The sequence below is a fragment of the Burkholderia sp. AU6039 genome (genome assembly GCF_002223365.1).
Classification (GTDB): Bacteria; Pseudomonadota; Gammaproteobacteria; order Burkholderiales; family Burkholderiaceae; genus Burkholderia.
On the sequence record NZ_NKFK01000003.1, the window covers coordinates 1701153 to 1725117 of the forward strand.

At 66.4% G+C, this 23965-nt stretch carries 24 protein-coding genes and 1 pseudogene; 10 read left to right on the plus strand and 15 right to left on the minus strand.

The features are described from left to right. Nucleotides 1-104 precede the first annotated feature (104 nt). Nucleotides 105-349 (minus strand): annotated as a pseudogene (locus CFB39_RS41145) (hypothetical protein); the annotation flags it as partial. On the opposite strand from CFB39_RS41145, the gene CFB39_RS10695 reads away from it, so the two are divergent. Next, nucleotides 245-2047, plus strand: a complete 1803-nt coding sequence (locus CFB39_RS10695; RefSeq protein ID WP_089425590.1) for a PhoH family protein — start codon at nt 245-247, stop codon at nt 2045-2047. The pseudogene CFB39_RS41145 and the gene CFB39_RS10695 sit on opposite strands and share 105 nt — an antisense overlap. A gap of 236 nt (nt 2048-2283) precedes the next feature. Then, the gene (locus CFB39_RS10700; RefSeq protein ID WP_089473024.1) at nt 2284-3381 is read left to right on the plus strand and encodes a C40 family peptidase; all 1098 of its coding nucleotides are present in this window, start codon (nt 2284-2286) and stop codon (nt 3379-3381) included. Nucleotides 3382-3529: 148 nt separating this feature from the next. On the opposite strand, the gene CFB39_RS10705 is transcribed toward CFB39_RS10700, so the two are convergent. The 10 genes from CFB39_RS10705 to CFB39_RS10750 all read right to left on the minus strand — a co-directional run bounded on the left by CFB39_RS10705 (nt 3530) and on the right by CFB39_RS10750 (nt 12207). Next, the gene (locus CFB39_RS10705; RefSeq protein ID WP_046543500.1) at nt 3530-4540 is read right to left on the minus strand and encodes an inorganic phosphate transporter; all 1011 of its coding nucleotides are present in this window, start codon (nt 4538-4540) and stop codon (nt 3530-3532) included. Between the two features lie 10 nt (nt 4541-4550). Further along, nucleotides 4551-5177 (minus strand): DUF47 domain-containing protein, encoded by a 627-nt coding sequence (locus tag CFB39_RS10710; RefSeq protein ID WP_034188683.1) that lies wholly within the window; start codon nt 5175-5177, stop codon nt 4551-4553. Nucleotides 5178-5315: 138 nt separating this feature from the next. Next, a complete protein-coding gene (gene dnaB / locus CFB39_RS10715) occupies nt 5316-7739 on the minus strand; it encodes a replicative DNA helicase (RefSeq protein WP_089473025.1) in 2424 nt (807 codons plus the stop codon). A gap of 139 nt (nt 7740-7878) precedes the next feature. Beyond that, a complete protein-coding gene (gene rplI, locus CFB39_RS10720; protein ID WP_021156519.1) occupies nt 7879-8331 on the minus strand; it encodes a 50S ribosomal protein L9 in 453 nt (150 codons plus the stop codon). A 27-nt stretch (nt 8332-8358) separates the two neighbouring features. After that, nucleotides 8359-8634, minus strand: a complete 276-nt coding sequence (gene rpsR / locus CFB39_RS10725; protein ID WP_006486248.1) for a 30S ribosomal protein S18 — start codon at nt 8632-8634, stop codon at nt 8359-8361. 4 nt (nt 8635-8638) lie between these two features. After that, the gene (gene priB / locus CFB39_RS10730) at nt 8639-8938 is read right to left on the minus strand and encodes a primosomal replication protein N (protein WP_011657069.1); all 300 of its coding nucleotides are present in this window, start codon (nt 8936-8938) and stop codon (nt 8639-8641) included. 40 nt (nt 8939-8978) lie between these two features. Further along, nucleotides 8979-9353, minus strand: coding sequence for a 30S ribosomal protein S6 (gene rpsF / locus CFB39_RS10735; RefSeq protein WP_006402295.1), 375 nt, complete (start codon nt 9351-9353; stop codon nt 8979-8981). A gap of 243 nt (nt 9354-9596) precedes the next feature. Then, nucleotides 9597-10487 (minus strand): anti-sigma factor, encoded by an 891-nt coding sequence (locus CFB39_RS10740; protein ID WP_089473026.1) that lies wholly within the window; start codon nt 10485-10487, stop codon nt 9597-9599. Continuing rightward, a complete protein-coding gene (locus tag CFB39_RS10745) occupies nt 10477-11118 on the minus strand; it encodes an RNA polymerase sigma factor (protein ID WP_089473027.1) in 642 nt (213 codons plus the stop codon). Before CFB39_RS10745 ends, CFB39_RS10740 begins: the two co-directional genes overlap by 11 nt. 177 nt (nt 11119-11295) lie before the next feature. After that, nucleotides 11296-12207 (minus strand): LysR family transcriptional regulator, encoded by a 912-nt coding sequence (locus tag CFB39_RS10750; protein WP_089473028.1) that lies wholly within the window; start codon nt 12205-12207, stop codon nt 11296-11298. Nucleotides 12208-12379: 172 nt separating this feature from the next. Here CFB39_RS10750 and gcl point away from each other — a divergent pair, with 172 nt between their 5' ends. From gcl to lysM, 5 genes are all read left to right on the plus strand, one after another. Then, nucleotides 12380-14155, plus strand: coding sequence for a glyoxylate carboligase (gene gcl / locus CFB39_RS10755; RefSeq protein ID WP_089425596.1), 1776 nt, complete (start codon nt 12380-12382; stop codon nt 14153-14155). 44 nt (nt 14156-14199) lie between these two features. Continuing rightward, nucleotides 14200-15009, plus strand: a complete 810-nt coding sequence (gene hyi / locus CFB39_RS10760) for a hydroxypyruvate isomerase (RefSeq protein ID WP_021162122.1) — start codon at nt 14200-14202, stop codon at nt 15007-15009. A gap of 41 nt (nt 15010-15050) precedes the next feature. Next, entirely contained in the window at nt 15051-15944 is an 894-nt protein-coding gene (locus tag CFB39_RS10765) for a 2-hydroxy-3-oxopropionate reductase (protein WP_089456353.1), read from the plus strand. A 321-nt stretch (nt 15945-16265) separates the two neighbouring features. Next, nucleotides 16266-16391: a hypothetical protein gene (locus CFB39_RS40785; protein WP_256991391.1), complete on the plus strand. Its 126-nt coding sequence runs from the start codon at nt 16266-16268 to the stop codon at nt 16389-16391. Nucleotides 16392-16402: 11 nt separating this feature from the next. Further along, complete coding sequence (gene lysM, locus CFB39_RS10770) at nt 16403-16873, plus strand: peptidoglycan-binding protein LysM (RefSeq protein WP_039367010.1); 471 nt, start codon at nt 16403-16405, stop codon at nt 16871-16873. A 97-nt stretch (nt 16874-16970) separates the two neighbouring features. Here the strand turns inward: lysM and CFB39_RS10775 are convergent, their stop codons facing one another. Beyond that, a complete protein-coding gene (locus CFB39_RS10775; RefSeq protein ID WP_089473029.1) occupies nt 16971-17993 on the minus strand; it encodes an asparaginase in 1023 nt (340 codons plus the stop codon). Between the two features lie 261 nt (nt 17994-18254). Here CFB39_RS10775 and CFB39_RS10780 point away from each other — a divergent pair, with 261 nt between their 5' ends. The 3 genes from CFB39_RS10780 to CFB39_RS10790 all read left to right on the plus strand — a co-directional run bounded on the left by CFB39_RS10780 (nt 18255) and on the right by CFB39_RS10790 (nt 20094). Continuing rightward, nucleotides 18255-18545 carry a PsiF family protein gene (locus CFB39_RS10780; RefSeq protein ID WP_043188161.1) on the plus strand — a complete coding sequence of 97 codons (291 nt, stop codon included), beginning with the start codon at nt 18255-18257 and terminating at the stop codon, nt 18543-18545. 281 nt (nt 18546-18826) lie between these two features. Further along, nucleotides 18827-19276, plus strand: coding sequence for a hypothetical protein (locus CFB39_RS10785; RefSeq protein ID WP_175237174.1), 450 nt, complete (start codon nt 18827-18829; stop codon nt 19274-19276). Between the two features lie 230 nt (nt 19277-19506). Then, entirely contained in the window at nt 19507-20094 is a 588-nt protein-coding gene (locus CFB39_RS10790; RefSeq protein ID WP_069248150.1) for a YSC84-related protein, read from the plus strand. Nucleotides 20095-20199: 105 nt separating this feature from the next. On the opposite strand, the gene CFB39_RS10795 is transcribed toward CFB39_RS10790, so the two are convergent. From CFB39_RS10795 to CFB39_RS10805, 3 genes are all read right to left on the minus strand, one after another. After that, on the minus strand, nt 20200-21264 hold the full coding sequence (locus tag CFB39_RS10795; protein ID WP_089425599.1) for a glycosyltransferase family 4 protein: 1065 nt from the start codon (nt 21262-21264) through the stop codon (nt 20200-20202). Nucleotides 21265-21503: 239 nt separating this feature from the next. Then, nucleotides 21504-22682 (minus strand): AAA family ATPase, encoded by a 1179-nt coding sequence (locus CFB39_RS10800; protein ID WP_089473030.1) that lies wholly within the window; start codon nt 22680-22682, stop codon nt 21504-21506. A gap of 30 nt (nt 22683-22712) precedes the next feature. Continuing rightward, entirely contained in the window at nt 22713-23885 is a 1173-nt protein-coding gene (locus tag CFB39_RS10805) for a mechanosensitive ion channel family protein (protein ID WP_089473031.1), read from the minus strand. Between the last annotated feature and the right edge of the window lie 80 nt (nt 23886-23965).

Sequence of the window (23965 nt, forward strand, 5' to 3'; positions counted from 1 at the left end):
TGACGCGCATTACGACCGTATCAGCCAAGCCGCATGCCTCTATCGACGAGGCAGCGGCTTTTTTTATGGATTGCGCGCCGGGCCTCGGTCCGGCCCTCACCGCGTCAAGGAGCTGATCGACACTTAGGCGAACCGGCTAGACGAACTTCCTGTGCGCCACCGCGCGCAAACTGCATGCGTCTACGTCACGCAGGATGCGATCAGCGGCGCACGCCATGCGACACGATTCCTCCCGAGGGACACCATGCCTTTGCCTACTCCCCCCAGCAAGCTCGGCAGCCTGCTGCCACCCGACGAATACAAGGCGAAAGCGCGGCCCGCGAAAGCCGCGAAGAAATCCGCCGAAGGGGACGCATCCACAGCCGGTGACTTTGGTCCGGCGAGCGTGGCCCAACCGATGACCGAAGCCGCGAACACGGCCGCGCCTTTGCGCGCCGTCGCGTCTTCGGCGCAAGATGCCGCGAGCGCACCCGCTCGCGGCCGCAAGACCAAACAGACGGCTGCCCTGCTGCAGCCGATGCCGGCGCCCGCCGAACCCGCGGCACCCGTCGTTGCACGCAACGACAAACCGGCTGCCGACAAACCGGCCGCCGCGCCCGCGCGCGATACCGGCGCCGCGACGAAGTCGCGCAGCCGCAAGCCCGCCGAAGCCGAACTGCAGAAACTGTTCGTGCTCGACACCAACGTGCTGATGCACGACCCGAGCAGCCTCTTCCGCTTCGAGGAACACGACGTCTATCTGCCGATGATGACGCTCGAGGAACTCGACAACCACAAGAAGGGGATGTCCGAAGTCGCGCGCAACGCACGCCAGGTCAGCCGCACGCTCGACGCGCTCGTCGCCGATGCCGGCCCGATCACGGCCGGCATCCCGCTGTCGCGCCTCGGCAGCCGCGAGGCGCTCGGCCGCCTGTACTTCCAGACGAAGCTGGCGGACATCGCGCCCGTCGAAGGCTTGCCCGAAGGCAAGGCCGACAACCAGATCCTCGGCGTCGTGCGCGCGCTGCAGCGCGACCGACCCGATCGCCAGGTCGTGCTGGTGTCGAAAGACATCAACATGCGGATCAAGGCGCACGCGCTCAGCCTGCCCGCGGAAGACTACTTCAACGACCAGGTGCTCGAGGATAAGGACCTCCTGTACAACGGCGTGCGCGAACTGCCGCAGGACTTCTGGACCAAGCATGCGAAGGGCATGGAGAGCTGGCAGGACACGAAGACGGGCACCACGTACTACCGCGTGACCGGCCCGCTCGTCGCGTCGATGCTCGTCAACGAGTTCGTCTATCTCGAGCCGCAGAACGGCGAGCCGACGTTCCATGCGATCGTCCGCGAGCTGAACGGCAAGACGGCGCTGCTGCAGACGCTGCGCGACTACAGCCACCACAAGAACAACGTGTGGGGCATCACCGCGCGCAACCGCGAGCAGAACTTCGCGCTGAACCTGCTGATGAACCCCGAGATCGACTTCGTCACGCTGCTCGGCCAGGCCGGTACCGGCAAGACGCTCGTCGCGCTCGCGGCCGGCCTCGCGCAGGTGCTCGACGACAAGCGCTACAACGAGATCATCGTGACGCGCGCGACCGTGCCGGTCGGCGAGGACATCGGTTTCCTGCCGGGCACCGAGGAAGAGAAGATGCAGCCGTGGATGGGCGCATTCGACGACAACCTCGAAGTGCTGCAGAAGACCGACGACGCTGCGGGCGAATGGGGCCGTGCCGCGACGCAGGAACTGATCCGTTCGCGCCTGAAGGTGAAGAGCATGAACTTCATGCGCGGCCGTACGTTCGTCGACAAGTACCTGATCATCGACGAGGCGCAGAACCTGACGCCGAAGCAGATGAAGACGCTCGTCACGCGCGCCGGCCCGGGCACGAAGATCGTGTGCCTCGGCAACATCGCGCAGATCGACACGCCCTACCTGACCGAAGGCAGCTCGGGCCTCACGTACGTCGTCGACCGCTTCAAGGGCTGGGGCCACAGCGGCCACGTGACGCTCGCGCGCGGCGAACGCTCGCGGCTCGCCGACTACGCGTCGGACATCCTGTAACGCGACAGGCCGGCCCGTCGGCCGGTTTTCGACGCATCGCGGCGCTCCTTTCAGGAGCGCCGTTTTTATTTGGGGTCGAAGACGTAAGTAACGCTTCGTCACGCAACAACGCAGTTTACGCGCGAAACTTCAAGTAAATTCTCAGGAATGGTTGCTTAAGCCCCGCCGGAGCGTCTACCATCGGGTCTGTCTGTTGTCATACGATTCGCGAGCGCGCCGCGCTCGCCCGCCTCGCCATGCTTCGAATTTGGGTCCCCGTCGCCGTCGTTTCCCTGCTTGCGGCCTGCTCCAGCGTGCCGCCGCAGTCGGCCTCGCGCTCCGATTCGGGCATGAGGATCACGACGCCGCGCGCATTCCCCGCCCCCGCCAATTTCCCGAAATTCGTCGATCACAGCGTCGGCCAGGAAGAAATCTCGATCCAGGCGATGAGCCTCGTCGGCGTCCCGTATCGCTGGGGCGGCAATACGCCGACGAGCGGCTTCGACTGCAGCGGGCTCGTGCGCTACGTGATCGGCCGGGCGGCCGACGTGAACCTGCCGCGCACGACGGCCGACATGAGCGGCCGTGGCGTGTCGATCGAGCCCGACCAGATCGCGCCGGGCGACCTGATCTTCTTCAATACGACCGGACGGCCGCATTCGCACGTCGGCATCTATGTCGGCAAGCTGCGCTTCGTCAACGCACCGTCGACGGGCGGCACCGTGCGACTCGACTACCTGACGAACCCGTACTGGGCCAAGCGTTTCGACGGCATTCGCCGCGTCGCGCCGCCGCGTGGGGCGCCAACGCCGTTCGATTCGCCGACCTACGAGGCGAAGCGCGACGAGCCGCGCAGCGCGCCGGCGGCCGCACCGGCCCCGGTGGTCGTGACTGCCGCTGCGCCGCGGCCGCCTGCCTATGCGTCGTCGCAAGCGAGAACCGCGCAAGCGCCCGCGCCCGCGCCGGTTATCGCTGCCGCGCCGGTCGTGACGACCGCCGCAGCCGCACCCGCGGCCCCGGCCGCCGATCCGTACGAACCGCCGCCACCGCGCAGGCAGGCCGCGCAGCAACAGGCAACCTCAGTGAATGACGGGATGACCGCGATGACGGCCAATGCAGCGCCTGCTACCGCCCCGGTCGAGTCCGGCACGCAGATTCCGACGACGGCGCTCACGGCCGCCCAGGCCGCCGCGTTCGATGCCGAACCGCCGCCTGCCGCCGCGCCGGCGTCTCCGCGCGGTATCGAACCCGCACCGGTGCAGGTATTGCGCGCGTCGACGCAATCCGCGCCCGTCAGCCCGCGCACCAGTACGGCAGACGATCCGATCGCGCGGTTTGCGAACGGAAGCTACTGACCGGCTGCCCGAACCTCGACAGTCAATCACGTTGGCGGTATGTGCCGCCACCCCGCCCGTTCCGTCGCAAACTCCCCGCTCCAAAAGAAAATGCGCCGCAGCCTTTCGGCTTGCGGCGCATCGGATGTCGATCCGGCTACGTCGGCGATCAGAAGATCTGGTGACCGAGCCACCATCCGCCGGCCGCGAACAACGCGGCTGCGGGCAGCGTCAACACCCATGCCCACACGATGTTGCCGGCCACGCCCCAGCGCACCGCCGACAGCTTCTGCGTCGCGCCGACACCGACGATCGCGCCGGTGATCGTGTGCGTGGTCGACACCGGAATGCCGAGGAACGACGCGAGGAACAGCGTCATCGCGCCACCGGTTTCCGCACAGAAGCCACCAACCGGCTTGAGCTTCGTGATCTTCTGGCCCATCGTGCGCACGATGCGCCAGCCGCCGAACAGCGTGCCGAGGCCCATCGACAGGTAGCACGCGCCGATCACCCACGCCGGCGGCGCATCGGCGGTCGCCGACGCATAGCCCGACGCGATCAGCAGCATCCAGATGATGCCGATCGTCTTCTGCGCGTCGTTGCCGCCGTGGCCGAGGCTGTACAGCCCGGCCGACAGCAGCTGCAGCCGCCGGAAGCGCCGGTCGACCTTGCTGGGCGCGGTGCGGAAATACAGCCACGACACGCCGAGCATGAACAGCGAGCCGAGGATGAAGCCGAGCAGCGGCGAGATGAAGATGAACGCGATCGTCTTCAGCAGCCCGTCGATGTTCAGCGAGCTCCAGCCTGACTTCGCGAGCGCCGCGCCGACGAGGCCGCCGATCAGCGCGTGCGACGAGCTCGACGGGATCCCGTAGTACCACGTGATCACGTTCCAGCCGATCGCGCCGACCAGCGCGCCGAATATGACGTAATGGTCGACGATCTCGGGGTCGATCGTGCCTTTACCGACGGTCTGGGCGACTTTCAGGTGGAAGATGAAGTACGCGATCACGTTGAACGCGGCCGCGAACACGACGGCCTGCTGGGGCTTCAGCACCCCGGTCGACACGACGGTGGCGATCGAGTTCGCCGCGTCGTGAAAGCCGTTCATGAAGTCGAATACGAGCGCGACGAGCACTAGTGCCGCGACCATCCATAGGGCGAGTTGTATCGAATGCATCGTGGTCCGCTCAGGCGTTTTCCAGCACGATGCCTTCGATGATGTTCGCGACGTCCTCGCACTTGTCGGTGATCTCTTCGAGCAGCTCGTAGATCGCCTTCAGCTTGATGAGCGTCTTCACGTCGTCTTCCTCGCGGAACAGCTTCGACATGGCCGCGCGCAGCACGCGATCGGCCTCCGACTCCCAGCGGTCGATCTCCTCGCACTGCTTGAGGATCTGTGCCGACTGCTTCATGTCGGACAGCAACCCGACCGCCTGCTGCACGTGCTGGGCCGACTGCGTGACGATGTGCGCGAGCTGGCTCGCTTCGGACGTGACGGAACGGACGTCATACAGCGACACGGCGGTCGCGACGTCTTCCATCAGGTCGAGGATGTCGTCCATCGTCGTGATCAGCTTGTGGATCTCGTCGCGATCGAGCGGCGTGATGAAAGTCTTGTGCAGCAGATCGATCGCCTCGTGCGTGAGCTTGTCGGCGGCCTTCTCGGCGGTTTGCACGTTTTGCTTGTGAATCTCGGCGTCGGCGAGATTGTCGATCAGCAGTTCGAGCTCGCGGCCACCGGAAACGATGTGCTTCGCGTGCGCGTTGAAGAGTTCAAAGAACTTGCCCTCGGTGGGCATGAATCGACCGAACATGGGATTCCTGAGAGATTGTCAAACTACTGTCACGAAAACGGGCGACATTGTACCGTTTTCGGTCGCGCCGCGACGCGCGCACATGCGCGCGCCGGGATTGGATACAACGTTTGGCGATTTAGGGCTTTACAACCGGCGTTACTCGCCGTAGAACGTCTGCGCCCCTGCAAAGTTGTCGAACTTCGTGTATTGCCCCAGGAACGTGAGCCGAACGGGACCGATCGGACCGTTACGCTGCTTGCCGATGATGATTTCGGCCGTGCCCTTGTCGGGGCTGTCCGGGTTGTAGACTTCGTCACGGTAGATGAACAGGATCACGTCCGCGTCCTGTTCGATTGCGCCGGATTCGCGCAAATCCGACATCACCGGGCGCTTGTTCGGGCGTTGTTCGAGGCCACGGTTCAGCTGCGACAGCGCGATCACCGGCACGTCGAGTTCCTTCGCGAGGCTCTTCAGCGATCGCGAGATTTCCGAGATTTCGGTCGCGCGGTTCTCGCCCTGCGACGAACCCGACATCAGCTGCAGGTAGTCGACGATGATCAGGCCGAGCTTGCCGCATTGCCGCGCCAGCCGCCGTGCGCGCGAGCGCAATTCCATCGGGTTCAGGCCGCCGGTTTCGTCGATGAAGAGCTGCGCCTCGCTCATCTTCTGCACCGCGTGCGTCAGTTTCGGCCAATCCTCGTCCGTCAGGCGGCCCGTGCGCATCCGGTGCTGGTCGAGCCGGCCGATCGAGCCGAGCATCCGCATCACGAGCTGGGTACCCGGCATTTCCATCGAGAACACCGCGACCGGCAGCCCGTACTCGACCGCGACGTATTCGCCGATGTTCATCGAGAAGGCCGTATTGTGGGTCACGACGTAATCGTCGGTCACGTACAGCCGAGACGGATGCGAAACCGAGATGCACTGCGTGGCAGTCCGGCGCGATGGCTCGATACCAGTAATCACCGGCAGCTTGCGGCGCGTCCGGCCGGCCGTCAGCCGCTCGCGCTTGCCCTCGAACAGGAACAGGCTCTGCGGATCTGGATGACTGATCGTGCAAACGTAAGCCGTCGCACCGGCCTTGCGTTCGCCGTCGACAGTGAAGCTCGTCGCCTTTTCGACCACCTGGCACCACGCACCAAGCGAACGCGCCAGTTCGCGCACGTCGCTCGCCAACTGCGCACTGGCGGTCGAATAACGCACCGTACCCCACGATTCGACCCAGCCGTCCGTGTCGAGCAGCCCGCGCAACAAATCCAGCCGCGCGTCCTTGTCCGCATCGAGGTAGATACGCGGGATGAACTTGTCGTAACTCGTCCTCCCCCACACACCGAGCTGCTCGAGCGCAGCCTTGAGCGGGTTGGCGGACGGCCGGGCCTCTGCGGCCGTCGACCGCCGGCGCTTGATGCGCCAGTCGTACTGGCCTGCGTATTCAAGTTCGAGCGACACGTCGACACGCTCGCGCATCCGGTTCAACGTTTCCTCGGCCTTCACGCTGAAACGCACGGCAGTCCCGCCGAGCGCACCATCGCCGAGCAGCGCGCCGAGTACCCAGGGATCAACCGGCAGCGCCTCGCAATGACCAAACTCGCCGGTCGGCATGTCGATCCACAACCGGTTCCGGTAGCGTTCGCGCGTCAGCAACGTGCGAATCTCCGCGGTCGACAGCACTCGCGGCTTTTCCCACTCGCGGAAATGGACGCACCACAGGTGCTCGTCGCAGCATTCGGCCGAACGTCCATCCGAAAAGCTGACCCGATACACCTGGCGTTCGCCCTGCGGATAGATGCCGGTCACGATCGACGATGCCCCGTCGACCGAAGCAAGCGCATCACCGATCGCCAGCTCGCCCATCGGCTTCCAGCCAGTCAACGTCCTGACGCGCGCGTCGAGCGGCTGTGCCTTACCCATCGACGGGCGCCCCGCAACGATGATCAGTTCGCCGCCGTGCATCCCGGACGTCATCCGGTCGAGGTCGACGAACCCCGTCGGCGTGCCCGTGACGTCGCTCGGGTTCGCCGTGTGGTACAGCGTATCGATGCGCTCGACGACCTGCGTGAGCAGCGGGCCGATCTCGAGGAAGCCCTGGTTGCCGCGTGCGCCCTCTTCGGCGATCGAGAACACCTTCGACTCGGCCTCGTCGAGCAGCTGGCGGACTTCCTTGCCCTGCGGGTTGAACGCATCGGCCGAGATTTCGTCGGCGACCGACACGAGCCGGCGCAGCACCGCGCGGTCGCGCACGATTTCCGCATAGCGACGGATGTTCGCCGCGCTCGGCGTGTTCTGTGCGAGCGCGTTCAGGTAGGCCAGCCCGCCGACGTCGTCGGCCTTGCCGGACGTGGTCAGCGCTTCGTACACGGTCACGACGTCGGCCGGGCGCGTCGACGCGATCAGGCGGCCGATGTGCTCGTAGATGATCCGGTGGTCGTAGCGGTAGAAATCGCCCTGCGACAGGAAGTCGGCAATCCGGTCCCAGGCCGCGTTGTCGAGCAACAGGCCGCCGAGCACCGACTGCTCGGCTTCGACCGAATGCGGCGGGACTTTCAGCGATTCGATTTGAGGATCTTGCGGCGCGTTCATGGGTTGGGATTATCGCGAATTACACAGGACGGCGCCATACCGGCCACCGGCGAACGAGCAATAAAAAAGGCAGGCCCCGGTTGCCCGGGCGCCTGCCCTTGTCCGGACGGCGGAAGCCGCCCGGAAAGCTTGCGTACGCTTATGCGTGGTCGCCGATCACGTTGATCGTGACGTCGACGACGACGTCCGTATGCAGCGCGACCTGGACGTTGTGCTCGCCGATCATCTTCAGCGGGCCTTCCGGCATGCGAACTTGCAGCTTCTCGACTTCGAAACCTGCCTTCTTCAGCAGTTCCGCGACGTCGCCGTTCGTGACCGAGCCGAACAGACGGCCGTCAACGCCCGACTTCTGCGTGATTTCGAACGACTGGCCGTTCAGCTTCTCGCCGACTGCCTGCGATGCTGCCAGCTTTTCAGCGGCGATCTTTTCGAGCTCGGCGCGGCGAACTTCGAATTCGGCGATCGCTTCCTTCGTTGCACGGCGAGCCTTGCGGTTCGGGATCAGGAAGTTGCGAGCGTAACCGTCCTTGACCTTGACGATGTCGCCGAGGTTACCCAGATTGGCGACTTTTTCCAACAGAATGATTTGCATTCGAATTCTCCTTATTGCGTCGCCTGATTACGCCTTGTGCTGATCGGTGTACGGCAGCAGCGCGAGGAAACGCGCACGCTTGATGGCCGTATCCAGCTGACGCTGATAGTGCGCCTTCGTACCCGTCAGACGAGCCGGCGTGATCTTGCCGTTTTCGCCGATGAAGTCCTTCAGCGTTTCCGTGTCCTTGTAGTCGATCTGCTCGACGCCTGCAGCCGTGAAACGGCAGAACTTCTTGCGCTTGAAGAGCGGGTTTTGTTGCTGACGACGCTTGTCGAATTTCTTACCAGTCGGGCGGGGCATGATTTCAGTCCTTTCCAATGTCCTGCAATGCTGTGATGTGAAACACCAAGGTTCTCGCGTTGCGGCTTTTCTTTGCCAGGAAGCCCGTGAACAGCGTTTCGACGCCCATTTCACGACTCTCCAGCCTGCCACTCGCCTCACCGGCCGCCACCGCCTCAATCGTCATTTCGACCTGACGGGGAATGCCTGCTTCGACGACTTCCGTGCGGTGATGCAATGTGGCGCTTGCGATCGGAACACCTGCCGGCGTATATCGCACCGGTGCGCGTTCGACGACGCTTGCCGTCAATTGCAACCTGTTCACGTGAGTGACGCGCTCCTTGATGGCTTAATGAATGACGAACTTAAGCCTGCGCTTCGGTCGGCTGAGCTGCAGCCGCCTTCTTGGCTTCTTCGCGCTGAACTTCCTTCATCATCGGCGACGGGCCGGTTTCGGCCTTCTTCATCTTGACGATGAGGTGGCGCAGCACGGCGTCGTTGAACTTGAACGCGTGTTCGAGTTCGTCGAGCGTCGTCTGGTCGCACTCGATGTTCATGCAGACGTAGTGAGCCTTCGCGAGTTTCTCGATCATGTAGGCCAGTTGGCGACGGCCCCAGTCTTCGACGCGGTGGATCTGACCGCCGTGCGACGTGATCGTGGTCTTGTAACGCTCGATCATCGCGGGCACTTGCTCGCTCTGATCGGGGTGCACGATGAATACGATTTCGTAATGACGCATTACACACTCCTTGTGGATTAAAGCCACCCGGGCGTCTGAACCGGTGTGGCAAGTGAGAAGCCGAAGATTCTAACCCGGATACGGGGCGCATGCAAGGCCAATCGACGATTCGCGCGCGGATTCGGCCATGTTTTCAAAGACTTGAAGGGGCGAACCCGGGCAGCCCGGGCGTTCTTCGGCGCATTTCCCGGTCAGGGTCGGAACAGAAACGCGCGCCAGGCGGCAGGCCGCCGCCCGCCGCCGTCACTCGGTGCGTGTCACGCCGAGTCGCGCATCGAGCGCGGTCCTGAACGCCGCGAGCGCCGACGGTTCGGCGTCGGTCACGGCCCACCAGGTCATTCCGGCCGCCTCCCAGCGGTCGAGCGCGTAGCCTTGCGACACGGTCGTGTACGGCGCCCCCGGCCCCTCCCCGGCCGGCCGCACGTAGACGTCGATCACGTGCTGCCGGTAACGGTAGACGAGCACGGCGACGCGACGCCGCCCGACGTAGTCGAGCCGGCCGCCGACCAGCGCGAAGCCGGCCGCCGCGAGATCCTCGACCGGCGGCGCATAGTCGATCCGGCCGTTGAACCACGGCTTGACCGTGTGCCGGTCGGTCGAGATCACGTCGATGTCGCGCGCCGACAGGTCGGCCCGCACGTGGCTCGACACGAGTTCGTCGACCGTGCGGTCGGTGTCGGCGTGGCGGGCGGACAACGTCATCCCGCCCGCCGCGGCAAGCGCCACCAGCAGCGCGACGCCCCAGCCGAGGCCGGGCAGCGCGGCCACGCGCGGCCCCATGCCGGCCGACGCCGGGCGTGCCGCCCCGCCTTGATCCGTCAGCCACGAAAACCAGCGGCGGCCGCGCGGACGCGGCTGCGGCCTTGACCGCGGTTCGGGCTGCGGCTGCGCCTGCTCGCGCCCGGGCGCATCGGCCGCCGCCGGCAGGCTCGCGAGAATGCTGGCCCGCAACGCATCCGGCGCACGGTGGTAGTCGGCCTGGCGCACGGCCTGCACCAGCGTGACGATCCGCGCGCGTTCGCGGCGGCACACTTCGCATCCTTCGACATGCTGCTGGACCCGCAACGCATCGGGCGCCGACAGCTCGCGGTCGACGTCCGCGTCCAGCAACGCTCGCGCTTCGTTACAGTCCATCGATAGCCTCCGATGCGGTTCCGCCAGCCGGCGCACGGCCCGGCCTGCCTTCGGCCGCCGGTGCCGGCTCGCCGCCCAGCAGCGCGGCGAGCTTGCGCCGGCCGCGTGCGAGCCGCGACATCACGGTACCGACCGGCACGTCCGCGATCGCCGCAATCTCGCGGTAGCTCAGGTCCTCCATCTCGCGCAGCACGAGCACCTCGCGGTATTCGGGTGCCAGCTTCGCGAGCGCTTCGTTCACGAGCCGCACGTTCTCTCCGCGCAGCAGGTGCGCGAGCGGATCGTCGGTCGCGGGTTGCCAGTCGTCGGGCACGTCGGTGTCGTCGAGCGTGTCGGGCAGCGCAACCTCGTGCGCATGCGTGCGGCGCCGCCATTCCGTGTACCAGGTGTGACGCACGATCGTCAGCAGCCATGGCCGGGCGTTGTCGCCACGACACGAATCGACGAAGCGCAGTGCGCGCATGCACGCGTCCTGGACGACGTCGTCCGCATCGCCGGTGTTGCCGCTCAGCCAGCGCGCGAGGTTGTACGCGGCGTCGAGATGCGGCAGCACGAGCGTACGAAACCGCTCGCCGCGCGCCACCGCGTCGTCTGCCGACCGCTCTTCGATCGCCTGTCCGGCTTGCCCCACATGGCCTCCCTGGTCCCGGCGGCCGAAGCCGCGCCCGTTCCGAGCACGACGCCCGGACAGACTGGCAACGTGCACGCTTGATGACCTTACCGTCGTTGCGTCGAGTTTATTCCCGCGCCGCGCGCCCGAAGCGTAAAAAATCGCCGGTCGGTCCTGCGGCCGGGCCGCCCGCGCCGGTTACGGCGTGGTGCTCCAGTAGCCCGGGCTCGCGTAAGCGGCGCGCAGGTAGTCGATGAAGTAGCGCACGCGCGCCGGCACGTAGCGCTGCTGCGGGTAGACCGCGAGGATGTCGTAGTCGGGCAACGCATATTCGTCGAGCACGGTTTCAAGCTCGCCCGTCTCGAGCTGCGCGGCGATCTCCCACGTGGAGCGCCAGCCGAGCCCGAGACCTTCGGCCACCCAGCGGTGCAGCAACTCGCCGTCGTTGCAGTCGAGATTGCCCGCCACGCGCATCGTCGCGATCTTGCCGTGGCGCTGGAAATACCAGCCGCGGTTCTGCCCGCCCTGCAGGTTGAACGCCAGGCAGTTGTGCTTGAGCAGGTCGTCGAGCGACTTCGGCCGGCCGTGCTGGCGGAAATACTCGGGCGTGCCGCATACGACACGCCGGTTCGATGCGAGCTTCACCGCGACGAAGTTCGGATCGACCGCCCCGCCGATCCGGATCGACAGGTCGTAGCCTTCGCGCACGAGATCGACGACGCGGTCGGTCAGGTTGAACGACAGCTGCATCTCGGGTTTGTCGACCAGAAAGCCGGGGGCGTGCGGCGCGACGTGCTTGCGCCCGAATGCGGCCGGCGCGGACACGATCAGGTGGCCGCTGACCGCGCGGCGCCCGGCGGCCAGCTCGTTTTCGGCCTGGTCCCATTCGGACAGGAGGCCGCGACAACGCTCGAGGAACGCGGCGCCCTCCTCGCTGACCACCAGCCGCCGCGTCGAGCGGTACATCAGCTTCACGCCGAGACGCTTTTCGAGCGCGTCGATGCGCCGCCCGAGCACCACCGGCGACACGCCCTCCTCGAGCGCCGCCGCCGCGAGGCTGCCGGCATCGGCCACCCGCACGAACGTCTCGATCTGCTTGAAGCGATCCATCTCCCGTCTCCGTCTCTGTGCCGGCACCGACGGAAAGCCCCGCCCGGCCGTCATTCCATACTTTTAGTTTCGAAAAAAGCGACTTCGGCTGATCTTATCAAACCTTTCCTGCATCCCTAAAGTGTCCCCAACAGACCCATTTGCAAGATCCACCCCATTCAAGGAGACATTCATGGCCAAGATGAGAGCCGTCGACGCAGCTGTGCTCGTGCTCGAGAAAGAAGGCATCCAGACCGCGTTCGGCGTGCCGGGCGCAGCGATCAACCCGTTCTACTCGGCCATGCGCAAGTCGGGTGGCATCAGCCACGTACTGGCACGCCACGTCGAAGGCGCGTCGCACATGGCCGAAGGCTTCACGCGTGCGGCCCCGGGCAACATCGGCGTGTGCATCGGCACGTCGGGCCCCGCCGGCACCGACATGATCACCGGTCTCTATTCCGCTTCCGCCGACTCGATTCCGATCCTCGCGATCACCGGCCAGGCACCGCGTGCCCGCCTGTACAAGGAAGACTTCCAGGCCGTCGACATCGAGTCGATCGCGAAGCCCGTCACGAAATGGGCCGTCACCGTGCGCGAGCCGGCGCTCGTGCCGCGCGTGTTCCAGCAGGCATTCCACCTGATGCGCTCGGGCCGTCCGGGCCCGGTGCTGGTCGACCTGCCGATCGACGTGCAGCTCGCCGAAATCGAATTCGACATCGACACGTATGAACCGCTGCCGGTCTACAAGCCCGCGGCCACCCGCGCGCAGATCGAGAAGGCGCTCGCGATGCTCAACGACGCGGACAAGCCGCTGATCGTGTCGGGCGGCGGCGTGCTCAACGCAGCAGCGGAAGACCTGCTCGTCCAGTTCGCCGAAACGATCGGCGTGCCGGTGATCCCGACGCTGATGTCGTGGGGCGCGATTCCGGACGACCACCCGCTGATGGCCGGCATGGTCGGCCTGCAGACGTCGCACCGCTACGGCAACGCCACGATGCTCGCGTCCGACTTCGTGCTCGGCATCGGCAACCGCTGGGCGAACCGCCACACGGGCAGCGTCGAGGTCTATACGAAGGGCCGCAAGTTCGTGCACGTCGACATCGAGCCGACGCAGATCGGCCGCGTGTTCGGCCCGGATCTCGGCATCGTGTCGGACGCGAAGGCCGCGCTGGAACTGTTCGTCGCCGTCGCACGGGAATGGAAGGCCGCCGGCAAGCTGAAGGACCGCAGCGCATGGGTCGCGGAATGCCAGGAACGCAAGCGCACGCTGCAGCGCAAGACGCACTTCGACAACGTGCCGGTCAAGCCGCAGCGCGTGTACGAAGAGATGAACAAGGTGTTCGGCCGCGATACGTGCTACGTCAGCACGATCGGCCTGTCGCAGATCGCCGCCGCGCAGTTCCTGCACGTGTTCAAGGCGCGCAACTGGATCAACTGCGGCCAGGCCGGCCCGCTCGGCTGGACGATCCCCGCCGCGCTCGGCGTGCGTGCAGCGGACCCGAGCCGCCCGATCGTCGCGCTGTCCGGCGACTACGACTTCCAGTTCATGATCGAGGAACTGGCCGCCGGCGCGCAATTCAAGCTGCCGTACGTGCACGTCGTCGTGAACAACTCGTACCTTGGGCTGATCCGCCAGGCGCAGCGTGCATTCGACATGGACTACTGCGTGCAGCTCGCGTTCGACAACGTGAACGCGCCGGAACTGAACGGCTATGGCGTCGACCACGTGGCCGTCGCGGAAGGCCTCGGCTGCAAGGCGCTGCGCGTGTTCAAGCCGGAAGAGATCGAGCCGGCGCTGCGCCAGGCGCAAACGCTCGCGGAAGAGTTCAGCGTGCCGGTGGTCGTGGAAGTGATCCTCGAGCGCGTGACGAACATCTCGATGGGCACCGAAATCGACGCGATCAACGAATTCGAGGATCTCGCCGAAAAGGCCGAGCACGCACCGACCGCGATCTCGATGCTCGACTGAACCGCACGACATTTTTTGACTGACCGACCGAAGAGGCTTAGCTCATGCCGAAGTTTGCTGCAAACCTGACCATGCTGTTCAACGAAGTGCCGTTCCTCGACCGCTTCAAGGCGGCCGCCGACGCGGGCTTCGACGCCGTCGAGTTCCTGTTCCCGTATCCGTACGCGAAAGAGGAACTCGCCGAGCGGCTCGAGACGCATCGCCTGCGCCTCGTGCTGCACAACCTGCCCGCCGGCAACTGGGACCAGGGCGAGCGCGGCATCGCGTGCCTGCCCGATCGCGTCGGCGAGTTCCAGGAAGGGGTTGGCCGTGCGATCGAGTATGCGAAGGCGCTGAAGGTGCCGCAGCTGAACTGCCTCGTCGGCATCCCGTCGGCCAGCACGGCGCGCGACAAGACGTTCGTCACGATCGTCGACAACCTGCGCTTTGCCGCCGATGCGTTGAAGCGCGAAGGCATCCGCCTGCTCGTCGAGCCGTGCAACAGCTTCGACATCCCGGGCTTCGCGCTGAACCGCTCGTCGGAAGGGCTCGACGTGATCCGCGCGGTCGGCTCGGACAACCTGTTCCTGCAGTACGACATCTATCACATGCAGCGCATGGAAGGCGAACTGGCCGCGACGATCGAACGCAACCTCGCATCGATCGGCCACGTCCAGCTCGCGGACAACCCGGGCCGCAACGAACCGGGCACGGGCGAGATCAACTACGCGTTCCTGTTCGCGCTGCTCGACCGGCTCGGCTATGCCGGCTACGTCGGCTGCGAGTACAAGCCCCGCACCACCACGACGGAAGGCCTCGGCTGGCTGCACAGCGTCGCCGGCTGCGCACCGGGCTCGGCGCGTCGCGCCGCCTGAGATCCGCCCTTTCCGTTTTCAGCCCTATAGGAGACTTTCACATGGCAACCATCGGTTTCATCGGCCTCGGCATCATGGGCGCGCACATGGCGCGCAACCTGCTCAAGGGCGACCACCAGCTCGTCGTGAACGGCGCGTTCCCGATCCCGGACGACCTGCGCACGAGCGCGAAGGTCGTCGCGAACTCGACCGAAGTCGCGAAGAACGCGGACATCATCATCTCGATGGTGCCGGATACGCCGGACGTGCGTAACGTGCTGTTCGCCGACGACGGCGTCGCGAAGGGCCTGACGGCCGGCAAGCTCGTGATCGACATGAGCTCGATCTCGCCGCTCGACACGCAGGAATTCGCGAAGCAGATCAACGCACTGGGCTGCGACTACCTCGACGCGCCGGTGTCCGGCGGCGAAGTCGGCGCACGCGAAGCGACGCTGACAATCATGGTCGGCGGCCCGGAGGCGGCATTCGAGCGCGCCAGGCCGCTGTTCGAGAAGATGGGCAAGAACATCACGCTCGTCGGCGACAACGGCGCGGGCCAGACCTGCAAGGTCGCGAACCAGATCATCGTCGCGCTGAACATCGAGGCGGTCGGCGAAGCACTGCTGTTCGCCGCACGTTCGGGCGCCGATCCGGAGCGTGTGCGCCAGGCGCTGATGGGCGGCTTCGCCGCGTCGCGCATCCTCGAAGTGCACGGCGCGCGGATGACGAAGCGCACGTTCGATCCGGGCTTCCGCATCGAGCTGCACCAGAAGGACCTGAACCTCGCGCTCGACGGCGCACGCAAGCTCGGCCTCGCGCTGCCGCATACGGCCAGCGCGCAGCAGCTGTTCAGCGTGTGTGCGTCGCACGGCGGCAAGGCATGGGATCACTCGGCACTCGTGCGCGCGCTCGAGATCATGTCGAACTTCGAGATCGGCCAGACGCCGGCCGCGTAACACGGCTGCAACGATGCGCGTTTCCGCTGCGATGGCGGACGCGCGCGACAGACACACGTGACCGGCACGGCCGGTCGCATCGATGCGCGACACGCTCGCGCATCACGGTGGGGCGCCCCGCCCTGCACTGCCGATGGCATGCGGGACGGGGCGAAAAACGCCGCTCTGGGCTGAGAGCGGCGTGGTGGGGTCCGCAGCGGCACCCGGCGACGCCGGGGAAGCCTTGGTCGGTCAGACGTCGTCGTCGGGTGTCCGCCTGTCGGATTTCGCGTATTACATTTCTTTACGTTCAAGCGTGCGATTTTTCATGCAATCGTCGTCATGAACGCCTACACTTTCGCCACGCCTTTCGAGAAAACCGCCGCGCTAGCGTTCACCTCCGTTGACCGCGCCCAGCGCGGTGTTTTTTTCGCCACTTCACGGCGCGTTTTCTTTTCAACCACCTAAGGAGTGCAACGATGGGTCTTCTTTCGTTTATCAAAGAGGCGGGTGAAAAACTGCTGGGTCATGCCGATGCGCAAGCCGCTGAAGATCCGAATGCCGCAAACCAGACCGCGGCCGATGCCATCAAGAACTACATCAACACGCAAGGTCTCGACACGTCGAACCTGACCGTGGCGTTCGACGGCGCATCGCGCACCGTGACGCTGTCGGGCAGCGTCGCCGACCTCGACACGAAGGCCAAGGTCAAGGTCGCGGCCGGCAACGTGCAAGGCGTCGCGGGCGTCAATGACGACGATCTGCAGCCGGACGATCCGGAAGTGCAGTACCACGACGTGAAGCCGGGCGACACGCTGTCGGCGATCGCCAAGGAAGTCTACGGCGACGCGAACAAGTACCCGGTGATCTTCGAGGCGAACAAGCCGATGCTGTCGAGCCCGGACCGGATCTACCCGGGCCAGAAGCTCGTGATTCCGCCGCAGTCCTGAGCATTGTTGCCGGACTGACGGACAAAAAAAGCAGGCCGATGGCCTGCTTTTTTCATGGTGACGCGCGCGGCCCGCGCCGCGCGTATCGGTCAGCCGGTCACAGCGTATCGAACACGCGCTGCAGCGCGTCGCGGCCGTGAATGCCGTTCGCGAGCGCGAGCATCAGCAGCACCCGCGCCTTGAACGGGTTCAGCGACCCTGCGCTCACGAAGCCGAGCGCATCGTCGCTCGCGGCGCCGTTGCGCATCACGTGCCCCGACCCGACGCGCGACGCGCGAACCACCGCGACGCCTGCCTTCACCGCATCGGCCAGCGCCGCCTGCAGCGTCGCATGGATCGAGCCGTTGCCCGTGCCCGCGACGACGAGACCGCGCACGCCGGCCGCGACGAGCGCGTCGACGGCCGTGCGCGTCACGCCCGCGTAGCTCGCGACGACTTCGACGGGCGGCCACGCGGCGGCGATCGCCAGTTGCGTGTCGCGCGAACGCGTGACGTGGCGGGCGAATTCGACCCGGCCGTCCTGCACCCAGCCGAGCGCGCCGAGCTCCGGCGACTGGAATGCATCGACCGCATAGGTGCTCGTCTTCACGACGTCGCGCGCGCCGTGGATCCGGTTGTTGAATGCGACCAGCACGCCCTGCCCGCGCGCGGACGGATGTGCGGCCACCGTCACCGCATTCAGCAGGTTCAGCGGGCCGTCGGACGACAGCGCGGTCGCCGGCCGCATCGCGGCCGTCAGCACGACCGGCTTGTCGCCGTTGACGACCAGGTGCAGCGCATACGCGGTTTCCTCGAGCGTGTCGGTGCCGTGGGTGATCACGATGCCGTCGACCGCCGGGTCGGCCATCAGCGCGTCGATCCGCGCGGCGAGCGTATTCCACAGCGGCAGCGCGAGATCCTTGCTGTCGATGCTGGCGATCTGCTCGGCGTCGATGCGCGCGACGGACGCAAGCGCCGGCACTGCGTCGACCAGGAAAGTGACGCCGAGCGCGCCGGCCTGGTAGCCGGCCGTGCTGGCTGCGTCGGGCGCGGCGCCGGCGATCGTGCCGCCGGTGGCGAGCACGGCGATGCGCGGCAGGGCCGACGCGGACGAAGGGGATGCGGAATTCGAAGTGTTCATGGCCGCGATTGTAAAGGCTTGCGGCCAGGTTCCGGCGCGGCGACCGAGGCCGGCCGCCGCGCATCATGGTTTGTCCCGATCGTCCGGCAACACGTGCCGTCAACGGCCGTGGCATCCGCAACGTTATAGAAAGTGCCGTTTTGGTGTTTTCACATTGATTTGCCATAATCGGAGCGCGCTGTGCGATGCAACCCTATCGCCATTGCACGGTGCTTCGTGACGGCGTCGATAACACGCAATTCACCCCATGGGAGTGTCGAAATGAAAATCCAATCGCTCGTAGCCGCAGTGCTTCTCGGCGGCATGCTGGCTTCCCCCGCGTTCGCGGCGAACAGCCAGCAGGACAAGATGAAGGCCTGTAACACCCAGGCAGCCGGCAAGACGGGCGACGAACGCAAGGCGTTCATGAAGGACTGCCTGTCGGCGAAGCCCGCGAAGGCCATGTCGCAGCAGGAAAAGATGAAGGCGTGCAACACGCAGGCCACCGGCAAGAAGGGCGACGACCGCAAGGCGTTCATGAAGAGCTGCCTGAGCAGCCAGCCGGCCGCCTGAGTTCCGGCGCTCCCGTATCGAATGCCGCGCAGCGCTTCGGCGGGCGCGGCATTTTTGTTTTCGTTGCACGCGCATCGACGCGCCCCGCTCGGCCCCGCCGCCGCGCTGTTGCAACAGCCTCCCGCCCCGCTTTTCCAGCCTGCCGTACCGGCGCCGCCATATGGTGCGGCAATTCGCCGCGTTTTCTTCTATGATGGCTGCAACGCGGCCCATCCAAGTACAAGAAGCGCCATCGGGCCGCCCTCGAGACAGACGCGCACACGCGTCAAACGGAGGCATGGATGGCATGGAGACAACACCGCTGGTTCCGCCGCTGGCTGATCGTGATCGTGTTCTGGGCCGTGCCCGTTGCGATCGTCGCCGTGCGCGAGATCCGCGAGGAAATGGCGTACAACAAGGCGGACCTGCAACTCGCGCTGACCACCTGGCAGCTCAGCGACGCGCAGCAGGCCGCCGGCGCCGCCGCGAAGTGCCACGGGGATCCTGACGAGGCGCGCGCGGCCGGCTGCCCGGCCGACGTGCTCGCCGCCAATGCACCGCGCCAGCAGGCAGCCCGCGACGAATACGTGGTGCGCCGCAATACGCTCGCAGGCTACCTGTGGCATGCGTTCGTCGGCTACTGGGTCGTGCCGGCCGCGTTCCTGTTCGCCTGCGGGGTCGTGATCGCGCTGATCCGCCGCGCGCTGCGCCGTCCCCCGATCAAGCCGCCTGTTCCACCTGTCACGCACTGATGCGCGCGGCAGCCGCCGCCGTCCGATCAAGCGCCGTGTTTCCCGCATGCCGATGCGATGTCGGCGCGCGGTTGCCGGTTCGTCCGTTGGCGCGCCGCGACATCCCCGAGCGATTTGACGCTTTTTCACGCTGCAACGAAAAGAGGCTGTAATCCGCTGTGATATAACTGCCGACGTGATCCGCTCCCTGAGCGAGACTCACTCCGAACATCATCCGATGGAGAAGAACGATGCAAAAACGGAATCTTGTGCTGAAAGCCGCCGCGGCGCTCATCGTCGGTAGCCTCGCGCTCACCGGTTGCACCACCACCCCGGACAAGCCGGACAACGCCGCAACGAACGCGTCGAAGCGCCAGGCAATCGACTCGAGCGTCGACGCCACGCTGTCGCGCATGTACTCCACGGTCAAGGGTTCACGCGAACTCGTCGCGAAGTCGCGCGGCGTGCTCGTCTTCCCGGACGTCATCCAGGCCGGCTTCATCGTCGGCGGACAGTCCGGCAACGGCGCACTGCGCGTCGGCGGCAGCACGGTCGGCTACTACAACACGTCGTCGCTGTCGGTCGGCCTGCAGGCCGGTGCGCAGTCGAAGGCGATCGTGTTCCTGTTCATGACGCAGGAAGCGCTCGATGAATTCCGCGGCTCGGACGGCTGGGCAGCCGGCGCAGGCGCGTCGGTCGCGCTCGTGAAGATGGGCGCGAACGGCGCGGTCGACTCCAACACGGCCACCGCGCCGGTCCAGGTCGTCGTGCTGACGAACGCGGGCCTGATGGGCGACGTGTCGATCAACGGCACGAAGGTCACGAAGCTGAAGATCTGACGCTCGCGCACCGCCCGTGCGCACCGCGCGCGGGCCATGCACAAACGGCGATGTCCTTGCGGGCATCGCCGTTTTTTCATCCGCGCGCGTCGTGCGCCTCGCGCGTCAGGTCGTCGAGTCGATCACCTTGAAGCGCGAGCGCTTCTGCGCGCGGATCACCGACTGGTAGACGTCGACATACTGCTGCGCCATGCGGCGCGACGTGAAGCGTTCCTCGAAGCGCTGCCGCACGCGCGCTCGCGGCAGCAGGTGCAGGCGGTTCACGGCGGCCACCGCGCTGATTTCGTCCTCGACGATGAAACCCGACACACCCTCGTCCACCACTTCGGGCACCGCGCCGCGATTGAACGCGATCACCGGCGTGCCGCACGACATCGCCTCGATCATCACCAGGCCGAACGGCTCCGGCCAGTCGATCGGGAACAGCAGCGCATGCGCGCCCGACAGGAATTCGGCCTTCTGGTGATCGGCGATCTCGCCGATGAATTCGACGTGCGGCAACGCGAAGAGCGGCTTGATCTCGCGCTCGAAGTATTCCTGGTCGGCCGCGTCGATCTTTGCGGCGATCTTGATCGGCAGCCCGCACTGGCGGGCGATGCGGATCGCCGTGTCGACGCGCTTCTCCGGCGAGATGCGGCCGAGGAACGCGAGATAGCGGGGCTCGACCGGCTGCGGCATGTACAGCGTATCGGGCAGCCCGTGGTAGACCGTCGTCAGCCATTTCGCCTGCGGCAGCGGCTGGCGTTGCGCGTTCGAGATCGAGATCACCGGCGCCGTGTTGAACGTGTCGAACACCGGCTGCTGCTCGGGCAGGTCGAGCCGGCCGTGCAGCGTCGTCACGTAGGGCGTTTCCTGCCGGTTGAAGACCGAGAACGAGTAGTAGTCCATGTGGAAATGGAGCACGTCGAAATCCTTCGCGCGGCGCGCGACCGTCTCCATCAGCAGCATGTGCGGCGCGACCCGGTCGCGGATCGACGAATCGAGCCGCAGCGCGCGCGGCCAGACCGGCTCGAGCTTCGCCCGCGTCGTCGAATCGCCGCTCGCGAACAGCGTCACGTCATGGCCGAGCTCGACGAGCGCCTCGGTGATGTAGGACACGACGCGCTCCGTGCCGCCGTACAGCTTCGGCGGCACCGATTCGGTCAGCGGCGCGATCTGGGCAATTCTCATGGTCCACGTCTCCTGTGTCCTGTCCGTTGCGTCACGGCCGGCGGGCCTTCGGGCTTTCGCGCCCCGGCCCCCCATGCAGCGCCAGCCGGATATCCCTTCATTATTGGCGATCCCGCTGCGCGGAACCGCCCGTCTTTCATTTTATGGGTGTTGTTACAGGCAGGATACATTCCGCCTGCCGGGCCGATCCGGCCCCCGATGCGACGATCGCGCCCGAACGCATGCCGCCGCCCTGCCCGTCAGCGTGACGGCCACTTCCACGGCGGCAGGTCGCGCGTATCGGCATCGACGAGCCCGGTCGCGCCGAGCTGCTTGTCGAGCACCAGCGATTCGCAGCCGGCCTCGCGCTCGAGCGTCGCGATGAGCCGCGCCGCGTGCGACACGACGAGCACCTGCGAACGCTGCGCCGCCTGCGCGATCAGGCGGCCGAGCGCCGGCAGCAGATCCGGGTGCAGGCTCGTCTCCGGTTCGTTCAGCACCATCAGCGCCGGCGGCCGCGGGGTCAGCAGCGCGGCCGCGAGCAGCAGGTAGCGCAGCGTGCCGTCCGACAGCTCGGCCGCCGCGAGCGGCCGCAGCAGCCCGGGCTGGCGCATCAGCACGTCGAAGCGGCCACGGCCGCCCGGATTGTCGATCTCGACCGACGCACCGGGAAACGCGTCGTCGAGCGCCGCATCGAGCGCCGCGCCGTCGCCGATCTCGCGAATCGTCTGCAACGCGGCGGCGAGGTCGGCGCCGTCGTCCGCGAGCACCGGCGTATGGGTGCCGATGTGCGACTGTCGCGCCGGCGCCTGCGCGTCGGTCCGGAAATGGTCGTAGAAGCGCCACGAGCGGATCCGTTCGCGCACCGCGATCATCTCTGGGGCGCCGGTCGGATCGGCGAACTCGGTCATCATGCTGTCGAAGCTGGCCACCGGCTGCGGAATCGTCTGCCAGTCGCCCGATGCGGTGCGCGCGCGGATCTGCGCGCCCTGCCGGTCGACCAGCAACGTCGACGGGCGCAACATCGCGCCGCCCCAGATGCACTCGCGCTTCACCACTGGATCGAGCGAGAACTGCGTCGCGTCGTTCTTCACCGGCATGCCGAGATCGATCGCATAGCCAAAATCGTCGCAGGCGAAGCCGAGCTTCAGGCTCACCGGCCCGCTGCGCACCAAGGGCGTCACCGGCATATCGCCGTCCAGCATCGCCCTTGAAAAGCGCTCGGGGCCGGCCCACAGCGTCGACGGCAACCCGCCTTCGCGGGCGAGCGACGGGATGACGCGCCCCTGCGCGGTGTCGGCGAGCAGCCGCAGTGCGCGGTACACGCTCGACTTGCCGCTGCCGTTCGGCCCCGTGACGACGTTGAGCGCCGCGAGCGGCACGATCAGCTCGCGCAGCGAGCGGTAATTGGCGATGGCGAGCGTGTTCAGCGCGGTCATGACGATGGACGGTGAGCATGCGGGCCGCTGTCAGCGGCCTTCGGCGGTCTGCGGGTCGGCCGCGGTATTGGCCGCCGTGCTGGCGGCAGGCGAGCGCGCGTGCGGCCGTTCGGGATTCGGCGCGTCCGGCGCGGCATCGTGCGGATACAGTTCCATCCGGCTGCGCGGCAGGCATTGCGGATAGCGGTCCTGCAGGTAGGCGATCAACCCTTCGCGCACGCGGCAGCGCAGGTCCCAGCACGATGACGAATCGGCCGCGCTCACGAGCGCGCGCAACTGCATCGTGCGCTCCGTCGCGTCGGTCACCTGCAGCACCTGCACGCGGCCGTCCCACTCCGGCGCCGCGTGGACGAGCCGCGCGAGTTCCTCGCGCAGCGGCGCGAGCGGCGTGCGGTAATCGACCGACAGATAGACCGTGCCGATGATTTGCGAGCTGCTGCGCGTCCAGTTCGTGAACGGGTTCTCGATGATCCACTGCAGCGGCACGACGAGGCGCCGCTGGTCCCACAGCCGCACCGACACGAACGAACCCGTGATTTCCTCGATGCGCCCCCACTCGCCCTGGATCACGACCACGTCGTCGAGCCGGATCGGCTGCGTGAGCGCGATCTGCAGCCCGGCGATCAGGTTGCCGAGCACCGGCCGTGCGGCAATACCGGCGACCAGGCCCGCGACGCCGGCGGACGCCAGCAGGCTTGCGCCGACCTGGCGCACGTTCGGGAACGTCATCAGCGCGGCGCCGGTGCCGATGATCACGATCAGCACCATCACGGTCCGCACGAGCACCTTGGCCTGCGTATGGATGCGCCGGGCCTGGAGGTTGTCGGCCGTGTCGATCGGATGCGCCTGGATAATGGCGTCGCCGACGCCGGCCGCCAGTCGCACCAGCAGCCACGTGAGCGAAACGATGGAGCCGACCGCCGCCGCCGTGCGCATGCCGCGCACGAACGCCATGCCGTCGTCGGCCTGGACCCACAGGAATTCGAGCGCCAGCAGCGCGAGCACGACGAGCGACGGCCGGTCGATGTAGCGCAGGATCGCGCTCATCAACGGATACGGCTGCGCGATGCGCTTGACGATGCGTGCGCCGAGACGGTGCACGACCGTGACGACCAGCAAGACGATGACGGACACGGCCAGCGTGCCGAGCCATGAATGCAACGGCGCATCGGTGATGCGCTGCAGTTCCTCGATTGAAATCATCGGCGCCCGTGGGTTATGAGGCGCGCACGCCTCGTCCTGGATGCGTCGGCGACGCCCGGGCCGCGCGCGGGCCCGGACAC